The 16,548-nt window shown below is 57.3% G+C and carries 15 protein-coding genes; 11 read left to right on the top strand and 4 right to left on the bottom strand.

Going from position 1 to position 16,548, the window contains the following annotated elements; translation table 11 throughout:
* The first annotated feature begins 141 nt into the window (after positions 1-141).
* The 3 genes from malZ to B498_RS01075 all read left to right on the top strand — a co-directional run bounded on the left by malZ (position 142) and on the right by B498_RS01075 (position 6,049).
* On the top strand, positions 142-1,959 hold the full coding sequence (gene malZ, locus B498_RS01065; RefSeq protein WP_008503350.1) for a maltodextrin glucosidase: 1,818 nt from the start codon (positions 142-144) through the stop codon (positions 1,957-1,959).
* 86 nt (positions 1,960-2,045) lie between these two features.
* A complete protein-coding gene (locus tag B498_RS01070) occupies positions 2,046-4,667 on the top strand; it encodes a DUF2339 domain-containing protein (RefSeq protein ID WP_008503349.1) in 2,622 nt (873 codons plus the stop codon).
* Positions 4,664-6,049, top strand: coding sequence for a DUF3999 domain-containing protein (locus B498_RS01075; RefSeq protein WP_008503348.1), 1,386 nt, complete (start codon positions 4,664-4,666; stop codon positions 6,047-6,049). Before B498_RS01070 ends, B498_RS01075 begins: the two co-directional genes overlap by 4 nt.
* Positions 6,050-6,092: 43 nt before the next feature.
* Here the strand turns inward: B498_RS01075 and B498_RS01080 are convergent, their stop codons facing one another.
* Positions 6,093-6,695, bottom strand: a complete 603-nt coding sequence (locus tag B498_RS01080) for a peroxiredoxin (RefSeq protein WP_008503347.1) — start codon at positions 6,693-6,695, stop codon at positions 6,093-6,095.
* 127 nt (positions 6,696-6,822) lie between these two features.
* On the bottom strand, positions 6,823-7,404 hold the full coding sequence (acpH, locus tag B498_RS01085; RefSeq protein WP_008503346.1) for an ACP phosphodiesterase: 582 nt from the start codon (positions 7,402-7,404) through the stop codon (positions 6,823-6,825).
* Positions 7,405-7,496: 92 nt separating this feature from the next.
* Between acpH and queA the strand changes: the two genes are divergently transcribed.
* From queA to B498_RS01120, 7 genes are all read left to right on the top strand, one after another.
* Positions 7,497-8,567, top strand: coding sequence for a tRNA preQ1(34) S-adenosylmethionine ribosyltransferase-isomerase QueA (queA, locus tag B498_RS01090; protein WP_008503345.1), 1,071 nt, complete (start codon positions 7,497-7,499; stop codon positions 8,565-8,567).
* 53 nt (positions 8,568-8,620) lie between these two features.
* Positions 8,621-9,748, top strand: coding sequence for a tRNA guanosine(34) transglycosylase Tgt (gene tgt / locus B498_RS01095; RefSeq protein WP_003859110.1), 1,128 nt, complete (start codon positions 8,621-8,623; stop codon positions 9,746-9,748).
* 22 nt (positions 9,749-9,770) lie between these two features.
* A complete protein-coding gene (gene yajC, locus B498_RS01100; protein WP_000007630.1) occupies positions 9,771-10,103 on the top strand; it encodes a preprotein translocase subunit YajC in 333 nt (110 codons plus the stop codon).
* A gap of 27 nt (positions 10,104-10,130) precedes the next feature.
* Entirely contained in the window at positions 10,131-11,978 is a 1,848-nt protein-coding gene (gene secD / locus B498_RS01105) for a protein translocase subunit SecD (protein ID WP_021241665.1), read from the top strand.
* A gap of 10 nt (positions 11,979-11,988) precedes the next feature.
* Entirely contained in the window at positions 11,989-12,960 is a 972-nt protein-coding gene (gene secF, locus B498_RS01110; RefSeq protein ID WP_008503342.1) for a protein translocase subunit SecF, read from the top strand.
* Between the two features lie 142 nt (positions 12,961-13,102).
* Positions 13,103-13,468 (top strand): VOC family protein, encoded by a 366-nt coding sequence (locus B498_RS01115; RefSeq protein WP_008503341.1) that lies wholly within the window; start codon positions 13,103-13,105, stop codon positions 13,466-13,468.
* 14 nt (positions 13,469-13,482) lie between these two features.
* On the top strand, positions 13,483-14,163 hold the full coding sequence (locus B498_RS01120; protein ID WP_008503340.1) for a helix-turn-helix transcriptional regulator: 681 nt from the start codon (positions 13,483-13,485) through the stop codon (positions 14,161-14,163).
* An 88-nt stretch (positions 14,164-14,251) separates the two neighbouring features.
* Here B498_RS01120 and B498_RS01125 read toward each other — a convergent pair whose 3' ends face one another.
* Together B498_RS01125 and B498_RS01130 are read right to left on the bottom strand one after the other, a co-directional pair.
* Entirely contained in the window at positions 14,252-15,136 is an 885-nt protein-coding gene (locus B498_RS01125) for a nucleoside-specific channel-forming protein Tsx (RefSeq protein WP_031275068.1), read from the bottom strand.
* Between the two features lie 269 nt (positions 15,137-15,405).
* Entirely contained in the window at positions 15,406-15,945 is a 540-nt protein-coding gene (locus tag B498_RS01130; protein WP_008503338.1) for a DUF3251 domain-containing protein, read from the bottom strand.
* 152 nt (positions 15,946-16,097) lie between these two features.
* Between B498_RS01130 and nrdR the strand changes: the two genes are divergently transcribed.
* Entirely contained in the window at positions 16,098-16,547 is a 450-nt protein-coding gene (gene nrdR / locus B498_RS01135; RefSeq protein WP_008503337.1) for a transcriptional regulator NrdR, read from the top strand.
* Position 16,548: the final 1 nt, after the last annotated feature.

Raw genomic sequence — 16,548 nt, 5'->3', positions numbered from 1 at the left:
TGCGCTTACCCGGCCTACACTCCCTTTTACCCCCCAAAAAACTCCTCCCCCGTCCTCCTCCCCCAATAAATCCCATCATGGTGAGCTATCCTTAACCACCCTGTGGCAAGGTGACGACAATTTCATCAGAGGGGATTCGTGATGTTAAACGCCTGGCACCTTCCGGTTGCCCCATTTGTTAAGCAAAACAAAGACAACCTTGTGATTACGCTCTGGCTGGCGGGGGAAAACCAGCCCGATCGCGTGACGCTCCGCGCCGAAATCGATAACGAAGAGACCGGGTTGAAAATGCACAAGCTGCGCAGCCAGCCGCAGCCGGGTATTACCGCCTGGCGGGCGAATATCGACCTGAACAGCGGACAGCCGCGCCGCCGCTACAGCTTTAAGCTTTTGTGGAACAACCGCCAGCTGTGGTTTACCCCGCAGGGGTTTAGCCGTTTCCCGCCTGCACGGCTGGAGCAGTTTGCGGTCGATTATCCGGATAACGGCCCGCAGTGGGTTAACGATCAGGTCTTTTACCAGATTTTTCCGGACCGTTTTGCGCGCAGCGAAAAGCGCACTGCCGACCAGGATAAGATCTATTACCACCATGCAGCGGGCCACGACATTATCCTGAAAGCGTGGGATGAGCCGTTAACCGCGCAGGCGGGCGGCTCGACCTTCTACGGCGGCGATCTCGACGGTATCAGCGAAAAGCTGCCGTACCTGAAAAAACTGGGCGTGACGGCGCTGTACCTCAACCCGGTGTTTAAAGCCCCGAGCGTACACAAATACGATACCGAAGATTATCGCCACGTTGATGAGCAGTTTGGCGGCGACGAGGCGCTGCTGCGCTTGCGTAAGAATACGCAAAAAGAGGGGATGCGCCTGATCCTGGACGGCGTGTTCAACCACAGCGGCGATTCGCATGCGTGGTTTGATCGGCATAACCAGTCGATGGGCGGGGCATGTCATAACCCGGATTCGCCTCAGCGCGACTGGTACAGCTTTAACGAGGAGGGCCGCGCGCTGGACTGGCTGGGCTACCCGAGCCTGCCGAAGCTGGATTTCCAGTCGCCAACGCTCGTTAATGAAATCTACGGCGGCGAAGACAGCATCGTCCGACACTGGCTGAAGGCGCCGTGGAATATGGACGGCTGGCGCCTGGACGTGGTGCATATGCTCGGCGAAGCGGGCGGGGCGCGGAACAACCTTCAGCACGTCGCCGGCATAACGCGCTCGGCAAAAGCCGCACAGCCGGAAGCGTTCGTTTTTGGCGAGCACTTTGGTGACGCGCGCCAGTGGCTGCAGAATGATGCGGAAGATGCGGCGATGAACTATCGCGGCTTTACCTTCCCGCTGTGGGGATTCCTCGCCAACACCGATATCTCCTACGATCCAAATCATATCGACGCGGAAACCTGCATGGCGTGGATGGAGAACTACCGCGCAGGGCTGTCGCATCAGCAGCAGCTGCGGATGTTTAACCAGCTCGATAGCCACGATACCGCGCGTTTTAAATCCCTGCTGGGCAAGGATGTCGCGCGTCTGCCGCTGGCGGTGACCTGGCTCTTCACCTGGCCGGGCGTGCCGTGCATCTACTACGGAGACGAGGTGGGGCTGGACGGCAACAACGATCCGTTCTGCCGCAAAACCTTCCCGTGGGCACCAGAGAAACAGGACAAAGTGCTGTTCAGCCTGTATCAGCGGCTGGCGAAGCTGCGTAAGCAGAGTCTTGCCCTGCGCTACGGCGGCTGCCAGGTGGTATACGCTCATGATAACGTCGTGGTCTTTGCCCGCGTTTATAACCAGCAGCGCGTGCTGGTGGCGATCAACCGGGGCGAGGCCTGCGAAGTGGTGCTGGATGATTCACCGCTGCTGAATGTCGCTGCGTGGAAGAGTAAAGAGGGCAAGGCGACAATACAGGACGGCGTGCTGGCGCTGCCTGCAATATCCGCGACGATCTGGTTCGGCAGCTAATACGCGATTGTTTCCACCTTTTAAGATGGCGCAAATGCAACGATTTGTGTCAATCTTAACGGATCGTTTACGGTGAAGGTGGAAACATGGACGAGCTTTACATCCTTGGCTGTTTATTCCTGGTTTTTGCGCTGCTGGTTGCGCCCGTGCTTGCGGTTATCGGGTTTAACCGAAGTACGGCAGCGCGGCAGGAGATCGCCCGGCTACGCCAGCGCATAGAGGCGCTTGAGCAGCGCGGCGTGCCTGAGAACGCGTCGGAACCGGTGCAGACCGCCGCGCCGGAGGCAATTACCGCGCCAGTGGTGGAGGACGCTCCCGCGCCTGTCGACCCCTGGCGACCCGATATTCCCGCAGCGGTGGCAGAACCCGCTTCTTCCCAGGCCCCGACCCCTGCGGCAAAACAGCCTTCAGCCTTTGGCGGCATCCTGACGTCGCTGGCGCGCTGGTTCATGCAGGGCAATCCGCTGGCGAAGCTGGGCATTCTGCTGCTCTTCCTCGGCCTCTCTTTCCTGCTGCGCTATACCGTCGAACATTCCCTGTTCCCGCTTGAGCTGCGCCTCGTGGCAGCGGCGCTGTTTGCCGTTGTTCTGCTGGCGATTGGGTGGCGGCTGCGGTACAGGCAGCGGGTCTATGCGCTGATCCTCCAGGGCGGGGCGACCGGGGTGCTTTACCTGACGGTGTTTGGCGCCTTCCGGCTCTGGCAAATGCTGCCGATGACGCTGGCTTTTGCGCTGCTGGTGGTGATCTGCGCGGCGAGCGTCGGGCTGGCGGTGCTGCAGAAGGCGCTGAGCCTGGCCATGCTGGCGAGCCTCGGCGGCTACCTTGCGCCGCTGCTGTTGTCTACCGGGGGCGGCAGCTTTGTCGCGCTGTTCTCTTTCTATCTCCTGCTGTCTATCGGCATTCTTGCCATCAGCATCTGGCAGCACTGGCGCGAGCTGAACCTGCTCGGGCTGCTGTTCACGTTCGGCGTGGGCGGCCTGTGGGGGCTGAGTGATTACCAGCCTGAAGACTATTGGATCTGCCAGCTGTTCCTGATTGCCAATACGCTGATCTTCGGCGTGCTGAGCGTGGCGCTGTCGCTGCGGGCGCAGGAAAAAGGGAAGCAGATCGTTGACGGCGTGCTGCTGTTTGCCCCGCCGCTGATCGGCTTCGGAATGCAGTACGGCATGACTCGATACTGGGAATATGGCCCGGCGCTGAGCGCGCTGGGATACGGCGCATTTTATCTCACCCTCGCGTACCTCGCGCTGCGGCGCTATCCCTCCCTCGGACGGCCGCTGGTCATGGCAGCGCTGGCGATCGGCGGCGGGTTTGCCACGCTCGCCATTCCGCTGGCGCTGTCGGCGCGCTGGACGGCAATGGCCTGGGCGCTGGAGGGGCTGGGTATCCTCTGGCTGGGCGTGCAGCAGCACCAGCGGCGCATGAGCTATAGCGGGACGGCGCTGCTGGTGCTGGCCCTCGGCAGCGCGCTGTGGGCGCAAACGGACGGCGTTACGTCGCTGAGCCTGCTCCTTATCTTCGCCATCCTCAGCCTTTGCTGGCTGGCAGCGGCCTGGCTGTGGCGGACTCTTTTTCTGCCGGTCAGCTGGGCGCTGCTGGCAGGCGGGCTGCTGTTCTGGCTGGTAGCGCAGCTGGGTGCGTCGCAGCTTGTACTGACGAAAGAATTACCGGTTCTGGCGGGCGTGCTGGCGCTGACGGCGGCGTCAGCCTGGTGCTGGCAGCAGGTGGCCGCTCGTCTGGCGTGGCGAGAGCTGGACGCCAGCAAATGGCTGCTGTGGCCGGTTATGCTGCTGATGGTGGGGTATCAGATCTGGCATCAGCAGATCGTTGCCGCCGGCTGGTCAAACCTGGCCTGGTGCGTTGCGCTTCCTGCCGCGCTGATGCTGTTGCGGCGCGATGGTGAAAGGGTTCTGCCGCGTATCGCGATGGGGCTACACCTGTCGCTGTGCTGGATGATTTTACTGGCGCTGGCCGCCGAGCTTTACTGGTTTGCCCGGTCTCTGCCGTGGGGCATGGCGGCCTGGGGCAGCGGATTAGCGATGGCCGCAGGCGGCGGGGTGATTATGGCGCTCTCTGCTGCGGTACGGCGTCGCGCGTGGCCGTTCCGGGAATGGCCTGCGCTCTATGCGTGTCTGGCACCGATCCCTGCCGTCGTGGCGCTGCTGGTATTGCTGGTGGTGACCAATTTCCAGGACGGCGTGGTCTATCGTCAAACCTGGCTCCCGCTGGTAAACCCGCTTGAGGAAGGCGCAGCGTTCGCGTTGCTGGGGCTGGTGGTCTTTTATCGGGCGGTGGACCGCTACTACCCGGCATTGCTTGCGCAAGCGCGTCCGTGGCCTGCCGTCGCGCTCATGGCGTTTGGCTTCTGGTGGCTGAACGGTGCGCTGATGCGCGCCCTGGCCTGGTACGGCGACGTGGCCTGGAATATGGCATCGCTGTGGGATTCGCGGCTTATCCAGACCAGCTTTGCCCTGTTCTGGATGCTGAGTGCGCTGGTGGTCATGATCCATGCCACCCGTCGGGCTTCCCGGCAGGAGTGGCTCTGCGGGGCCGCGCTGCTGGGTGTGGTGATGGTTAAGCTGATGCTGGTGGACAGCGCGGGCGGAGGCGGTCTGTCGCGCGCGGTGGCGTTTATCGGCGTGGCGATACTGGTACTGATCGTGGGCTATTTCTCGCCGCTACCGCCAAAAACAGGAGATGAAAAATGAAATGGATGAAAGCGGTAGCGTGTACCGCGCTGCTGGCGCTTTCCGGCCCGGCGTTCTGCAACGAGGTACCGCCGGAATCGCCACGGGACTACGCCTTTGGTCGTTCACTCGACACGTCCGTTCCTTCCCGGTGGTATCGAGTGATGCTGCCGCTTGCCGTCTATGAGCAGAGCACATCCGCGGATCTGCATGATGTTCGCGTCTTTAACCAGTCGGGTGAGCCGGTTCCCTTTAGCCTGATCGCCGCGACGCGCCCGCAGGCCACAGCGCACTCCACGGCGCTGCGCCTCTTTCCGCTGGACGCCTCGCCGCTCGCGGCTGCCTCAGACGCCGGTGACAGCGATAAGATCCGGCTCCGTTCCCGAAACGGCGTTGAGATTGTGCTGGAGGGGCAAAAAGCCGCCGCAGCCGGGCAACATTACCTGCTGAGCTTGCCGGAGCAGACGTCGGGTGAGCTGGCCATATCCCAGCTGCAGCTGCTCTGGAATACCCCGCAGACGCCGTGGCAGGGAACGGCGTCGGTCTATTACAGCGAGGATCTTAAGCGCTGGTATACCCTTCGCGAAGATATGCCGCTGCTGGACGTCGCCAGCGGCCAGGATCGCCTTAAGCTCGATCGGATCGATACCGACACGGTTTTATCTCCCGAGGCGAATCGCTATCTCATGGTGGTGCTGAATACGCAGAGCCAGGGGGTAACGTTGACCGGCGTAAACGCAATCAGCGCACCTGCGCAGGCGGCCCCGGAAGAGATCAATCTTGAGGGGGAAGGGGAGCAGTTATCGACAACCGAAGCGCAGTGGCGCTGGACGCGTCCGCAGCCGCTGAGTGCTGTCAGCATCTCGCTGAACGGCGATGGCGTCCTTCCCGTGGAGATCGCCTGGCGGCGTACGGAAAAAGACACATGGCATCCCCTGAAAAAAGAGGTGATTTACCGCCTGGAGGGGAAAACATCCGGACCGGTTTCGCTTAACGGGGACCTGGTGCAGGCCGTGAAAATCACGACGCTGAATGCGCGTCTGCCAGAATACCTGCCGAGCGTTACGGGGCATCGCGACCGCTATGACCTGGTGTTCAACGCGCAGGGTAAAGCGCCGTACGTGCTCGCCTGGGGCAACGGCGCCGCAAAGCCTGCACAGGTGGAACCTGACATGCTGATCCCAGCCGATCTGCGCAAGACCTATGATATGGCGAACCTGCCGCAGGCCGATATTCTGGATGATGTCGCGTTGGGCGGTGAGGGGCGGCTAAACGCCACCTCTGCAGGCGAGCGGGCGAGCTGGATGAACGCCCTGCTGGTGTGGAGCGTGCTGATCGCGGGCGTGCTCCTGCTGGCGGGCATGGCCTGGCGCATCTGGCGGGAAACGCAGCGCAAGGCATAAAAAAAGGCCCGCATAAGCGGGCCTTTCTCGTAAACCGTGCCGATTACAGGCTGGATACGTTCTCAGACAGGTATTTAGCTACGCCGTCTGGGGAAGCTGCCATACCTTCTTTACCTTTTTCCCACTGAGCCGGGCACACTTCGCCGTGCTCTTCGTGGAACTGCAGCGCGTCAACCATGCGCAGCATTTCGTCGATGTTACGACCCAGCGGCAGATCGTTCACAACCTGGTGACGAACGATGCCGTTTGCGTCGATCAGGAAGGAACCACGCAGCGCAACGCCAGCGTCCGGATGTTCGATACCGTAAGCCTGCTGGATTTCGCGTTTGATGTCCGCAACCATTGCGTATTTCACCGCACCGATGCCGCCTTTGTCGACAGGGGTGTTACGCCATGCGTTGTGTACAAACTCAGAGTCGAAGGAGACGCCAACCACTTCCACGCCACGCTTCTGGAATTCTTCATAACGTTTGTCGAACGCGATCAGCTCAGACGGGCAAACGAAAGTGAAGTCCATTGGCCAGAAGAACAGAACGGTCGCTTTACCGTTGGTGTGCTGTTTGAAGTTGAAGTTTTCAACGATTTCACCGTTGCCCAGAACTGCTGCAGCTGTAAAATCCGGAGCCGGACGAGTTACCAGAACCATATGATTCTCCTGTAGATACTAAGGTTATTTGGAACGCAACGCGAGCCAGTATAGAGAGTGTTCATGGATAAGACAAAGAGGTGGTGACAATCGTTCCGCCAGCTTTTACCTATCAATACGAATTCTGTCAGAGCTGTTTGTTTTTCGCCTGCGCCATCATGCGCGGGTAAAACCGCCAGAAGCGGGTCTCCAGCGCATCGTAATGTTTATCCAGGTCATACCAGGAATCGCGCAGCGCATCCAGGCGCGGGCGACGGCTCGCCATCCCATTCAACACGTTCTGAATGAAATCCATCTCGCGATAGCGCTCCAGCCAGCGCTCTGACCACAGGTAGTTATTCAGATTCACAAAGCGCGGCGGCGAGTCGGGCAGAATGATCGACACCTGCTGATGGGCATAACGCACAAATTCCGGCAGGGGTAGCTCCGGCGAGAGCTGTGCCCAGTGGCGCGACAGGAAATGGTCCCACATCACATCAAGCGTGATCGGTGCGACGCGTCGCGTTTCCGGCCGAAACCACGCTTTGGCTTCCGTCACTTCCGGCAGCTTATCCGTTAGCACGTCGATGCGGCGGTGCATAAAAATCCCGTCGACAACCTCAGGGGCGTACGCTTCCGCGGGGTTGCCGCGTACGAAATCGGCCAGCAAATTGCCGGACAGGGAGCTGTCAGCGAGGTGAGCGAGATGCAGGTGAGCGAGAAAATTCATGCGTTTTATTTGTCCGGGGGCGGCTAGTTGTTGCAGCAAAAGGGTGTGAGCACTAGACTATGCCGCCTGTTTTTAAGTCACGAGTATACGTCATGCGCGTCGCTGATTTCTCCTTTGAACTACCTGAATCCCTGATTGCTCACTATCCCATGCCTGAGCGCAGCAGCTGTCGTTTACTGTCACTGGATGGGCCAACGGGCGAGCTGACGCACGGTACTTTCACCGATTTGCTCGACAAGCTCAACCCTGGCGATCTGCTGGTCTTTAACAATACCCGCGTGATCCCGGCGCGCCTGTTCGGCCGTAAGGCCAGCGGCGGCAAGATTGAAGTGCTGGTCGAACGTATGCTCGATGATAAACGTATTCTGGCACATATTCGCGCATCCAAAGCGCCAAAGCCGGGCGCGGAGCTGCTGCTGGGCGATGACGAGAGCATCAAGGCGACCATGACCGCGCGCCACGACGCGCTGTTCGAGGTGGAGTTCAACGACGAGCGCACGGTGCTCGATATTCTGAACGCCATCGGCCACATGCCGCTGCCGCCGTACATTGAGCGTCCGGACGAAGAGGCTGACCGCGAGCTGTACCAGACCGTCTACAGCCAGAAGCCTGGCGCGGTCGCGGCCCCGACGGCAGGCCTGCACTTTGATGAACCGCTGCTGGAAAAACTGCGCGCGAAAGGCATTGAGATGGCGTTTGTAACGCTGCACGTCGGGGCGGGAACCTTCCAGCCGGTGCGCGTGGACAGCATTGAAGACCACATCATGCACTCTGAGTATGCTGAAGTGCCGCAGGATGTCGTGGACGCGGTGCTGGCGGCGAAAGCGCGCGGTAGCCGCGTCGTGGCGGTCGGTACGACGTCTGTGCGCTCGCTGGAGAGCGCCGCGCAGGCCGCGAAAAGCGAGTTGATTGAGCCGTTCTTTGGCGATACGCAGATCTTTATCTACCCGGGTTACCAGTACAAAGTGATTGACGCGCTGGTGACCAACTTCCATCTGCCTGAATCGACGCTGATTATGCTGGTCTCTGCGTTCGCGGGATATCAGCATACGATGAATGCCTACAAGTCTGCGGTAGAACAAAAATATCGCTTTTTTAGCTACGGGGACGCGATGTTTATCACGTACAATCCGCAGGCTTTGAATGAGCGTGTCGGGGAATAAGTCCGCGGCACCGTTTTACAACGTTGGACTGTTTTTCTGACGTCGGAGAAAAAATGAAATTTGAACTCGATACCACCGACGGTCGCGCGCGCCGCGGTCGCCTGGTGTTTGATCGCGGCGTGGTGGAAACCCCCGCGTTTATGCCTGTGGGCACGTACGGCACCGTAAAAGGGATGACGCCGGAAGAAGTTGAAGCCACTGGCGCGCAGATTATCCTCGGCAATACCTTCCACCTGTGGCTGCGTCCGGGTCAGGAGATCATGAAGCTCCACGGCGACCTGCACGACTTCATGCAGTGGAAAGGCCCTATCCTGACCGACTCCGGCGGTTTCCAGGTCTTCAGCCTGGGGGATATCCGCAAGATCACCGAGCAGGGCGTTCACTTCCGTAACCCGATCAACGGCGATCCGATTTTCCTCGATCCCGAAAAATCAATGGAGATTCAGTACGATCTCGGCTCTGACATCGTGATGATCTTCGACGAATGCACGCCGTATCCGGCCGACTGGGACTACGCCAAGCGTTCCATGGAGATGTCTCTGCGCTGGGCGAAGCGTAGCCGTGACCGTTTTGACTCCCTGCAGAACAAAAATGCGCTGTTCGGCATTATCCAGGGCAGCGTTTACGAAGATTTACGCGATATCTCTGTTAAAGGTCTGGTAGAGATAGGTTTTGATGGCTACGCTGTCGGCGGTTTGGCTGTGGGTGAGCCGAAGGAAGACATGCACCGCATTCTGGAGCACGTCTGCCCGCAAATCCCGGCGGATAAACCACGATACCTGATGGGCGTGGGCAAACCGGAAGATCTGGTTGAAGGCGTACGCCGCGGCATTGATATGTTCGACTGCGTCATGCCAACCCGCAACGCGCGTAACGGCCATCTGTTCGTTACCGATGGCGTGGTGAAAATCCGTAACGCGAAGCATAAGAGTGACACCAGCCCGCTCGATTCCGAGTGCGATTGCTATACCTGTCGCAATTATTCTCGCGCGTACCTGCATCATCTCGATCGTTGCAACGAGATTTTGGGCGCGCGTCTCAATACCATTCATAATCTTCGTTATTATCAGCGCTTAATGGCTGGTTTACGTAAGGCTATCGAAGAGGGTAAATTAGAGAGCTTCGTGACCGATTTCTACCAACGTCAGGGGCGGGATGTTCCACCGTTGAACGTTGATTAATTTTAATAATGAGGGAATTTGAATGAGCTTTTTTATTTCTGATGCGGTAGCAGCAACAGGCGCTCCAGCGCAGGGCAGCCCAATGTCTCTGATTCTGATGCTGGTTGTGTTCGGTCTGATCTTCTATTTCATGATCCTGCGCCCACAGCAGAAGCGCACCAAAGAGCACAAAAAGCTGATGGACTCCATCGCGAAAGGCGATGAAGTGCTGACCAACGGTGGTCTGGTCGGTCGCGTAACCAAAGTGGCTGAAAGTGGCTACATTGCAATCGCCCTGAACGACACCACTGAAGTGGTCATCAAACGTGACTTCGTAGCTGCCGTTCTGCCGAAAGGCACCATGAAGGCGCTGTAATCCCAACTTTTCCCAAAGGGAACTGCCGTGTTAAACCGTTATCCTTTGTGGAAGTACATCATGCTGGTCGTCGTGATTCTCGTCGGCCTGCTGTACGCGCTTCCCAACCTGTATGGTGAGGATCCGGCTGTTCAAATCACTGGCGCGCGCGGTGTCGCCGCCAGTGAGCAAACGCTGATCCAGGTCCAGAAAACGTTACAAGAAGAAAAAATTACCGCTAAGTCTGTGGCACTGGAAGAGGGCGCAATTCTTGCTCGCTTCGACACCACCGACACGCAGCTCCGCGCACGTGAAGCGCTGATGGGCGTGCTGGGTGATAAATACGTCGTGGCGCTTAACCTTGCCCCTGCAACCCCGCGTTGGCTGGCTGCGATGAATGCAGAGCCAATGAAACTCGGTCTTGACCTGCGTGGTGGCGTTCACTTCCTGATGGAAGTGGATATGGATACCGCGCTCGGCAAGCTGCAGGAACAGAATATCGACAGCCTGCGCAGCGATCTGCGTGATAAAGGCATCGCTTACACCACCGTGCGTAAAGAAGATAACTACGGCATGAGCATCACGTTCCGCGACAGCGCGGCGCGCGATCAGGCTGTAGATTACCTGACCCAACGTCACCGTGACCTGGTGATCTCCTCGCAGGGCAGCAACCAGCTGCGCGCGGTGATGACCGATGCGCGCCTGAAAGAAGCGCGTGAATATGCCGTTCAGCAGAACATCAACATTCTGCGTAACCGTGTAAACCAACTGGGCGTGGCCGAGCCGCTGGTACAGCGTCAGGGGGCTGACCGTATCGTGGTTGAACTGCCGGGTATCCAGGACACCGCGCGTGCGAAAGAGATTCTCGGTGCGACCGCAACGCTGGAATTCCGTCTGGTGAATACCAACGTTGACCAGTCTGCTGCCGCTTCTGGCCGTATTCCGGGTGACTCCGAAGTGAAACAGACCCGCGAAGGTCAGCCGGTTGTGCTGTACAAACGCGTGATTCTGACCGGTGACCACATCACCGACTCCACGTCGAGCCAGGATGAATACAACCAGCCGCAGGTTAACATCTCGCTGGATAGCGCGGGTGGTAACATCATGTCTAACTTCACCAAGGACAACATCGGTAAACCGATGGCGACCCTGTTCGTGGAGTACAAAGACAGCGGTAAGAAAGATGCAAACGGCCGTGCTGTGCTGGTGAAAGAGGAAGAGGTGATTAACATCGCCAATATCCAGTCTCGTCTGGGTAACAGCTTCCGTATTACCGGTATTAACAACCCGAACGAAGCGCGTCAGCTCTCCCTGCTGCTGCGTGCCGGTGCGCTGATAGCGCCAATTCAGATTGTTGAAGAACGTACCATTGGTCCAACTCTGGGTATGCAAAACATCCAGCAGGGCCTGGAAGCGTGTCTGGCCGGTCTGGTGGTCTCTATCCTCTTCATGATCTTCTTCTATAAGAAGTTTGGTCTGATTGCGACCTCCGCGCTGATCGCGAACCTGGTGCTGATTATCGGCATCATGTCCCTGCTGCCGGGAGCGACGCTGACCATGCCGGGGATTGCGGGTATCGTTCTGACCCTTGCGGTGGCGGTCGACGCCAACGTACTGATTAACGAACGTATCAAAGAAGAGTTGAGCAACGGTCGCTCTGTTCAGCAGGCGATTGATGAAGGTTATAAAGGCGCGTTCAGCTCTATCTTCGATGCGAACGTAACAACACTGATTAAGGTTCTTATCCTGTATGCAGTGGGTACTGGCGCGATCAAAGGCTTTGCGATTACAACCGGTATCGGTGTCGCAACGTCAATGTTTACCGCTATTGTCGGCACCCGTGCCATCGTGAACCTGCTGTACGGCGGCAAGCGCGTCAAAAAGCTGTCTATCTGAGGAGTGCGTTGTGGCACAGGAATATACTGTTGAACAATTGAACCACGGCCGTAAAGTCTGGGACTTTATGCGCTGGGACTACTGGGCCTTCGGCATTTCAGGTTTCCTGCTGATTCTGTCCATCGTCATTATGGGCGTGAAAGGCTTTAACTGGGGTCTCGATTTTACCGGTGGTACGGTAATTGAAATCTCCCTGGAAAAACCGGTTGATATGGACCAGATGCGCGAATCGCTGCAGAAAGCGGGCTTTGAAGAGCCGCTGCTGCAGAACTTCGGCAGCAGCCGCGACATCATGGTGCGTATGCCGCCGGTGCACGATGCCAACGGCAGCCAGGAGCTGGGCAGTAAGGTTGTTAGCGTGATTAACGAAACAACCAGCCAGAACGCGGCGGTTAAGCGTATTGAGTTCGTCGGCCCAAGCGTGGGTGCTGACCTGGCGCAGACCGGTGCGATGGCGCTGCTGGTGGCGCTGATCTCCATCCTGGTGTACGTCGGTTTCCGCTTTGAGTGGCGACTGGCGGCCGGTGTGGTTATCGCTCTGGCGCACGACGTGGTGATCACCATGGGCATACTGTCGCTGTTCCACATTGAGATTGACCTGACGATTGTGGCATCCCTGATGTCCGTCATCGGTTACTCACTGAACGACAGTATCGTGGTATCTGACCGTATCCGTGAAAACTTCCGTAAGATCCGTCGCGGTACGCCGTACGAAATCTTTAACGTGTCGTTGACCCAGACGCTGCACCGTACCTTGATCACCTCCGGTACCACCCTGATGGTGATCCTGATGCTGTTCCTGTTCGGTGGTCCGGTTCTGGAAGGCTTCTCGCTGACCATGTTGATTGGTGTCACCATCGGTACGGCGTCGTCTATCTACGTTGCGTCCGCCCTGGCGCTGAAACTCGGCATGAAGCGCGAGCACCTGCTCCAGCAGAAAGTCGAAAAAGAAGGGGCGGATCAGCCGTCCATTCTGCCGTAAGACGACGTTTAGCGCGTTATCAAAATCCCGGTCTGTTGACCGGGATTTTTTTTATCTGCTCCTGACAAACACTCCTGACAGTATGCTGTCAGGAGCCCTGTCGTAGACTCCTTCTGAACCCAAACAACAGGCAGGAGGATGTATGAAAAGCGTCATTAACTGGTTTGAAATTCCGGTCTCGGATATGGATCGCGCCATCAAATTTTATGAGCCGGTGATGCAGCTTGCGCTGCGTCGCGAGAAAATGGACTGTGCGGAGCTGGCGGTTTTCCCGCATGAGGATCCCGCCACCGGAGGCGCACTGGCAAAATTTGACGGCGTTACACCGTCTTTGCAGGGCGCTATTATTTACCTGCATACTGACAATCTGGCGGCAACGCTCGATCGCATCGCCTCTGCGGGCGGCGAGTGCGTGTTTGGCCCGCTGGAACTGCCGCATGGCATTGGCACTATCGCCTTGTTTACCGACAGCGAGGGTAACCGCGTCGGCCTCCATCAACCTGCCTGAGAGCGAACTAAGAAATGACCCGACGCGCTGACCGTTTGTTTCAGATTGTGCAGATCCTGCGGGGCAGGCGTCTGACAACGGCAGCGCATCTGGCGGACCGGCTTGGCGTGTCCGAGCGTACGGTCTACCGCGATATCCGCGACCTGTCGCTTTCCGGCGTGCCGGTGGAAGGCGAGGCGGGGAGCGGATATCGGCTGATGTCGGGCTTTGACCTGCCGCCGCTGATGCTGACAAATAAGGAGTCCGAGGCGCTGATCGTCGCGATTCGCCTGCTCAAAACCTGGGGCGGGGAATCGCTGTCGCGCGAGCTGGAGTCGGCTCAGGAAAAGGTGCTGGCGATTCTGCCCGAGGAGAGTCGTCGAAAGGCGGAGCAGACGCGGATCTACGCCCCGGATTTTTGCATGCAAAGCCACTCCCGCAGCGATTTTGATAGGATCCATCAGGCAATTTCCGCCCAGCAGGTGCTGGCGCTGCATTACCGTGATGAAGCAGGACAGTTGTCTAAACGTGAGGTTCAGCCGCTGGGGCTGTTCTTCTGGGGAGAGCGCTGGTTGCTGGCGGCGTGGTGTGAACGGCGCGATGACTATCGCTGTTTCCGGCTCGACAGATGCCTCAATATTGTGGCTACGGAAAGGCGGTTTAGCGAAAGTGCGGACAGGTCTTTGGCGGATTTTTTGCGCAAGGTGAGGCAGTAAAAAGCCGGGTGGCGGCTACGCCTTACCCGGCCTACATTTGGGTCGTAGGCCCGGTAAGCGTAGCGCCACCGGGCGAAACCCGCACTGATTAGAAGTTGTAACCTACAACCAGGTAACCACCCCAACCGGTAGAACGCACGCTGAAGTCGCCGTTGCCGAAGTTCAGGCTGGCGTCGTCGTTCCACTGACCGCCGTTGTGCCAGTAACGTGCCACAACAGAGTAGTGCCAGTGATCGTAGTTCAGCGCCAGAATGTGGCTGGAGGCGATGGAGTTATTGGTACGTGCTTTCTTACCGTTCAGGTCACGGAAATCGTTGTCACCCAGGTCTGAACCCCAGTCAAAGTTGGTGAAGCCGATATAGCTCAGGTTACCGCCCCACAGTTGGGTAATAGGCACAAAGTATTTCACTTTGAAACGGTAGCCATCCCACTCGTTTTCGTTCGCGGCACCGTAGTTCTGCCACTGATACTTAGCGTACACGTTCAGAGACAGGCTCATTGGCAGACCGGTGTCGATGTCCGTACCCAGACCCATGTACCAGGTGCTTTGTTCCTGAGAATCGTTGCGGCCCATGTCGTAAATGTAGTTATTCGCGAAGTACCACTCTTTGAACGGCCCGAAGCTTAGGTCTGTGCCGGTCAGCTTATCGATAGAGAAGCGTGGTTCGATTTCCATAAACAGCGGAGAGCCGTTGTTCCAGATACCTTTCGCATCGGTGTTACCACCAAAGAATACTGGCAGATCGACGTAGCCGTAGAAATCAAACCAGTCTTTCTTGGCGAACGCTTCATATTCCAGGTAGGTATCGTTACGAATCTGAGGTCCGAAACGCGTGTGGTAGCTGCCGACCACGTTAACGCTCTGGTGCCACCAGTCGGAGAGGTATTGTGGTTTGTCGTTTTCCGCTGCGTTAACAGTGAAAGAAGAGGACAGTGCCAGCACGGCGCCAGCTGCGAGTAATGTTTTTTTCATAATCATGCCACTGATTGAAATTCCCTTCCGGGAGTGAAAAATGCGCGAATTGCGTTTCTAAATATTTCGTGTTTCTGCGGTGCCTATTATAGGAATCCCTGCTCACAAAAATATGTGTTGTTTCACATATCTCTCATACACGTAATCGATTGCGTTCACGTTTGCGTACTTTAAACGGCCGGGATTGTAGCGGCAATCATTTATGTTGCCAATCCATACGAAATGTAAATGTTAGCGGAGTGACATTTCACTCCGCTAAAAAAAGAGGATTACTGCGCGGCGGGTTGAATGTCGTGAATGCGGATAAAGCCTAACTGTTCCGGCGTAAGGCCGCTTAACTGAAGCGGAATATCCACATCACTGGGTGCTAAAACACTGGCCGGTGCGGTGAAGAGCTGATTCTTCACGTTCACCTCCTGGTAGTTCTCCGTGGTGCCCTGGATCTGGCCCCACTCGACGGTGCCGCTGAAGGCCGGAAGCGGATCGTTGGACTCTCCCTTGATGCGTAATGTTGCGCGAGTACCATCGGCATTCGCCGCCACATTCACCAGAGACATTTTTAGCGTGCCAATCTGGCTGTTCAGCAGGGCAGGCGTATTCGCCCCCGGCAGCAGGTACACCCCGCTGGTAGATTTCGCGTTCAGCGCATTTTGCTGGGTGATCTTCACCGTTTCTTTGTTTAGCTTGTCCATCGCCGTATTGAGCGTATTGACGCTCTGTTTCATCTGACGGACTTCGGTTTGCTGTGCACAGGCGCTAAGGGTGAAGAGGCTCCCCACCAGCAATATTTTCAGGTAACGTCTTGTCATTGCGTTTATTTCCTTGAAATAACGGATCGTCCTAATGGTAGCCAGCATCATTGTGTCAGACATAGATCCTTTTTCTCAAAAAGCTCTTCCTTTGTTGTCAGGCCAGTTCAGGGTAAAATGAAAATCAGTTAACCAGATAACAGGGATACCGTATGCATTGCCCATTCTGCTCCGCTGTGGATACCAAAGTCATCGACTCTCGCCTTGTGGGCGAAGGGTCTTCAGTGCGCCGTCGTCGGCAGTGTCTGGTGTGTAACGAGCGTTTCACGACCTTTGAGGTGGCAGAGCTGGTCATGCCGCGCGTGGTTAAAAGTAACGACGTGCGTGAGCCGTTTAACGAAGAGAAACTGCGCAGCGGAATGCTGAAAGCCCTTGAAAAACGTCCCGTCAGCGCGGACGACGTGGAGATGGCGTTAAACCACATAAAATCTTACCTTCGTGGTTTGGGTGAGCGTGAAGTGCCCAGCAAGATGATCGGCAACCTGGTGATGGAGCAGCTGAAAAAGCTCGATAAGGTCGCCTATATCCGCTTCGCCTCGGTCTACCGCAGCTTCGAAGATATCAAAGAGTTTGGCGAAGAGATCGCCCGCTTACAGGATTAAG

Origin of the sequence: Enterobacter sp. SST3, assembly GCF_000286655.1 — a bacterium.
Lineage (GTDB): Bacteria > Pseudomonadota > Gammaproteobacteria > Enterobacterales > Enterobacteriaceae > Enterobacter > Enterobacter roggenkampii.
This window is presented reverse-complemented; position numbering and strand designations above follow the sequence as displayed.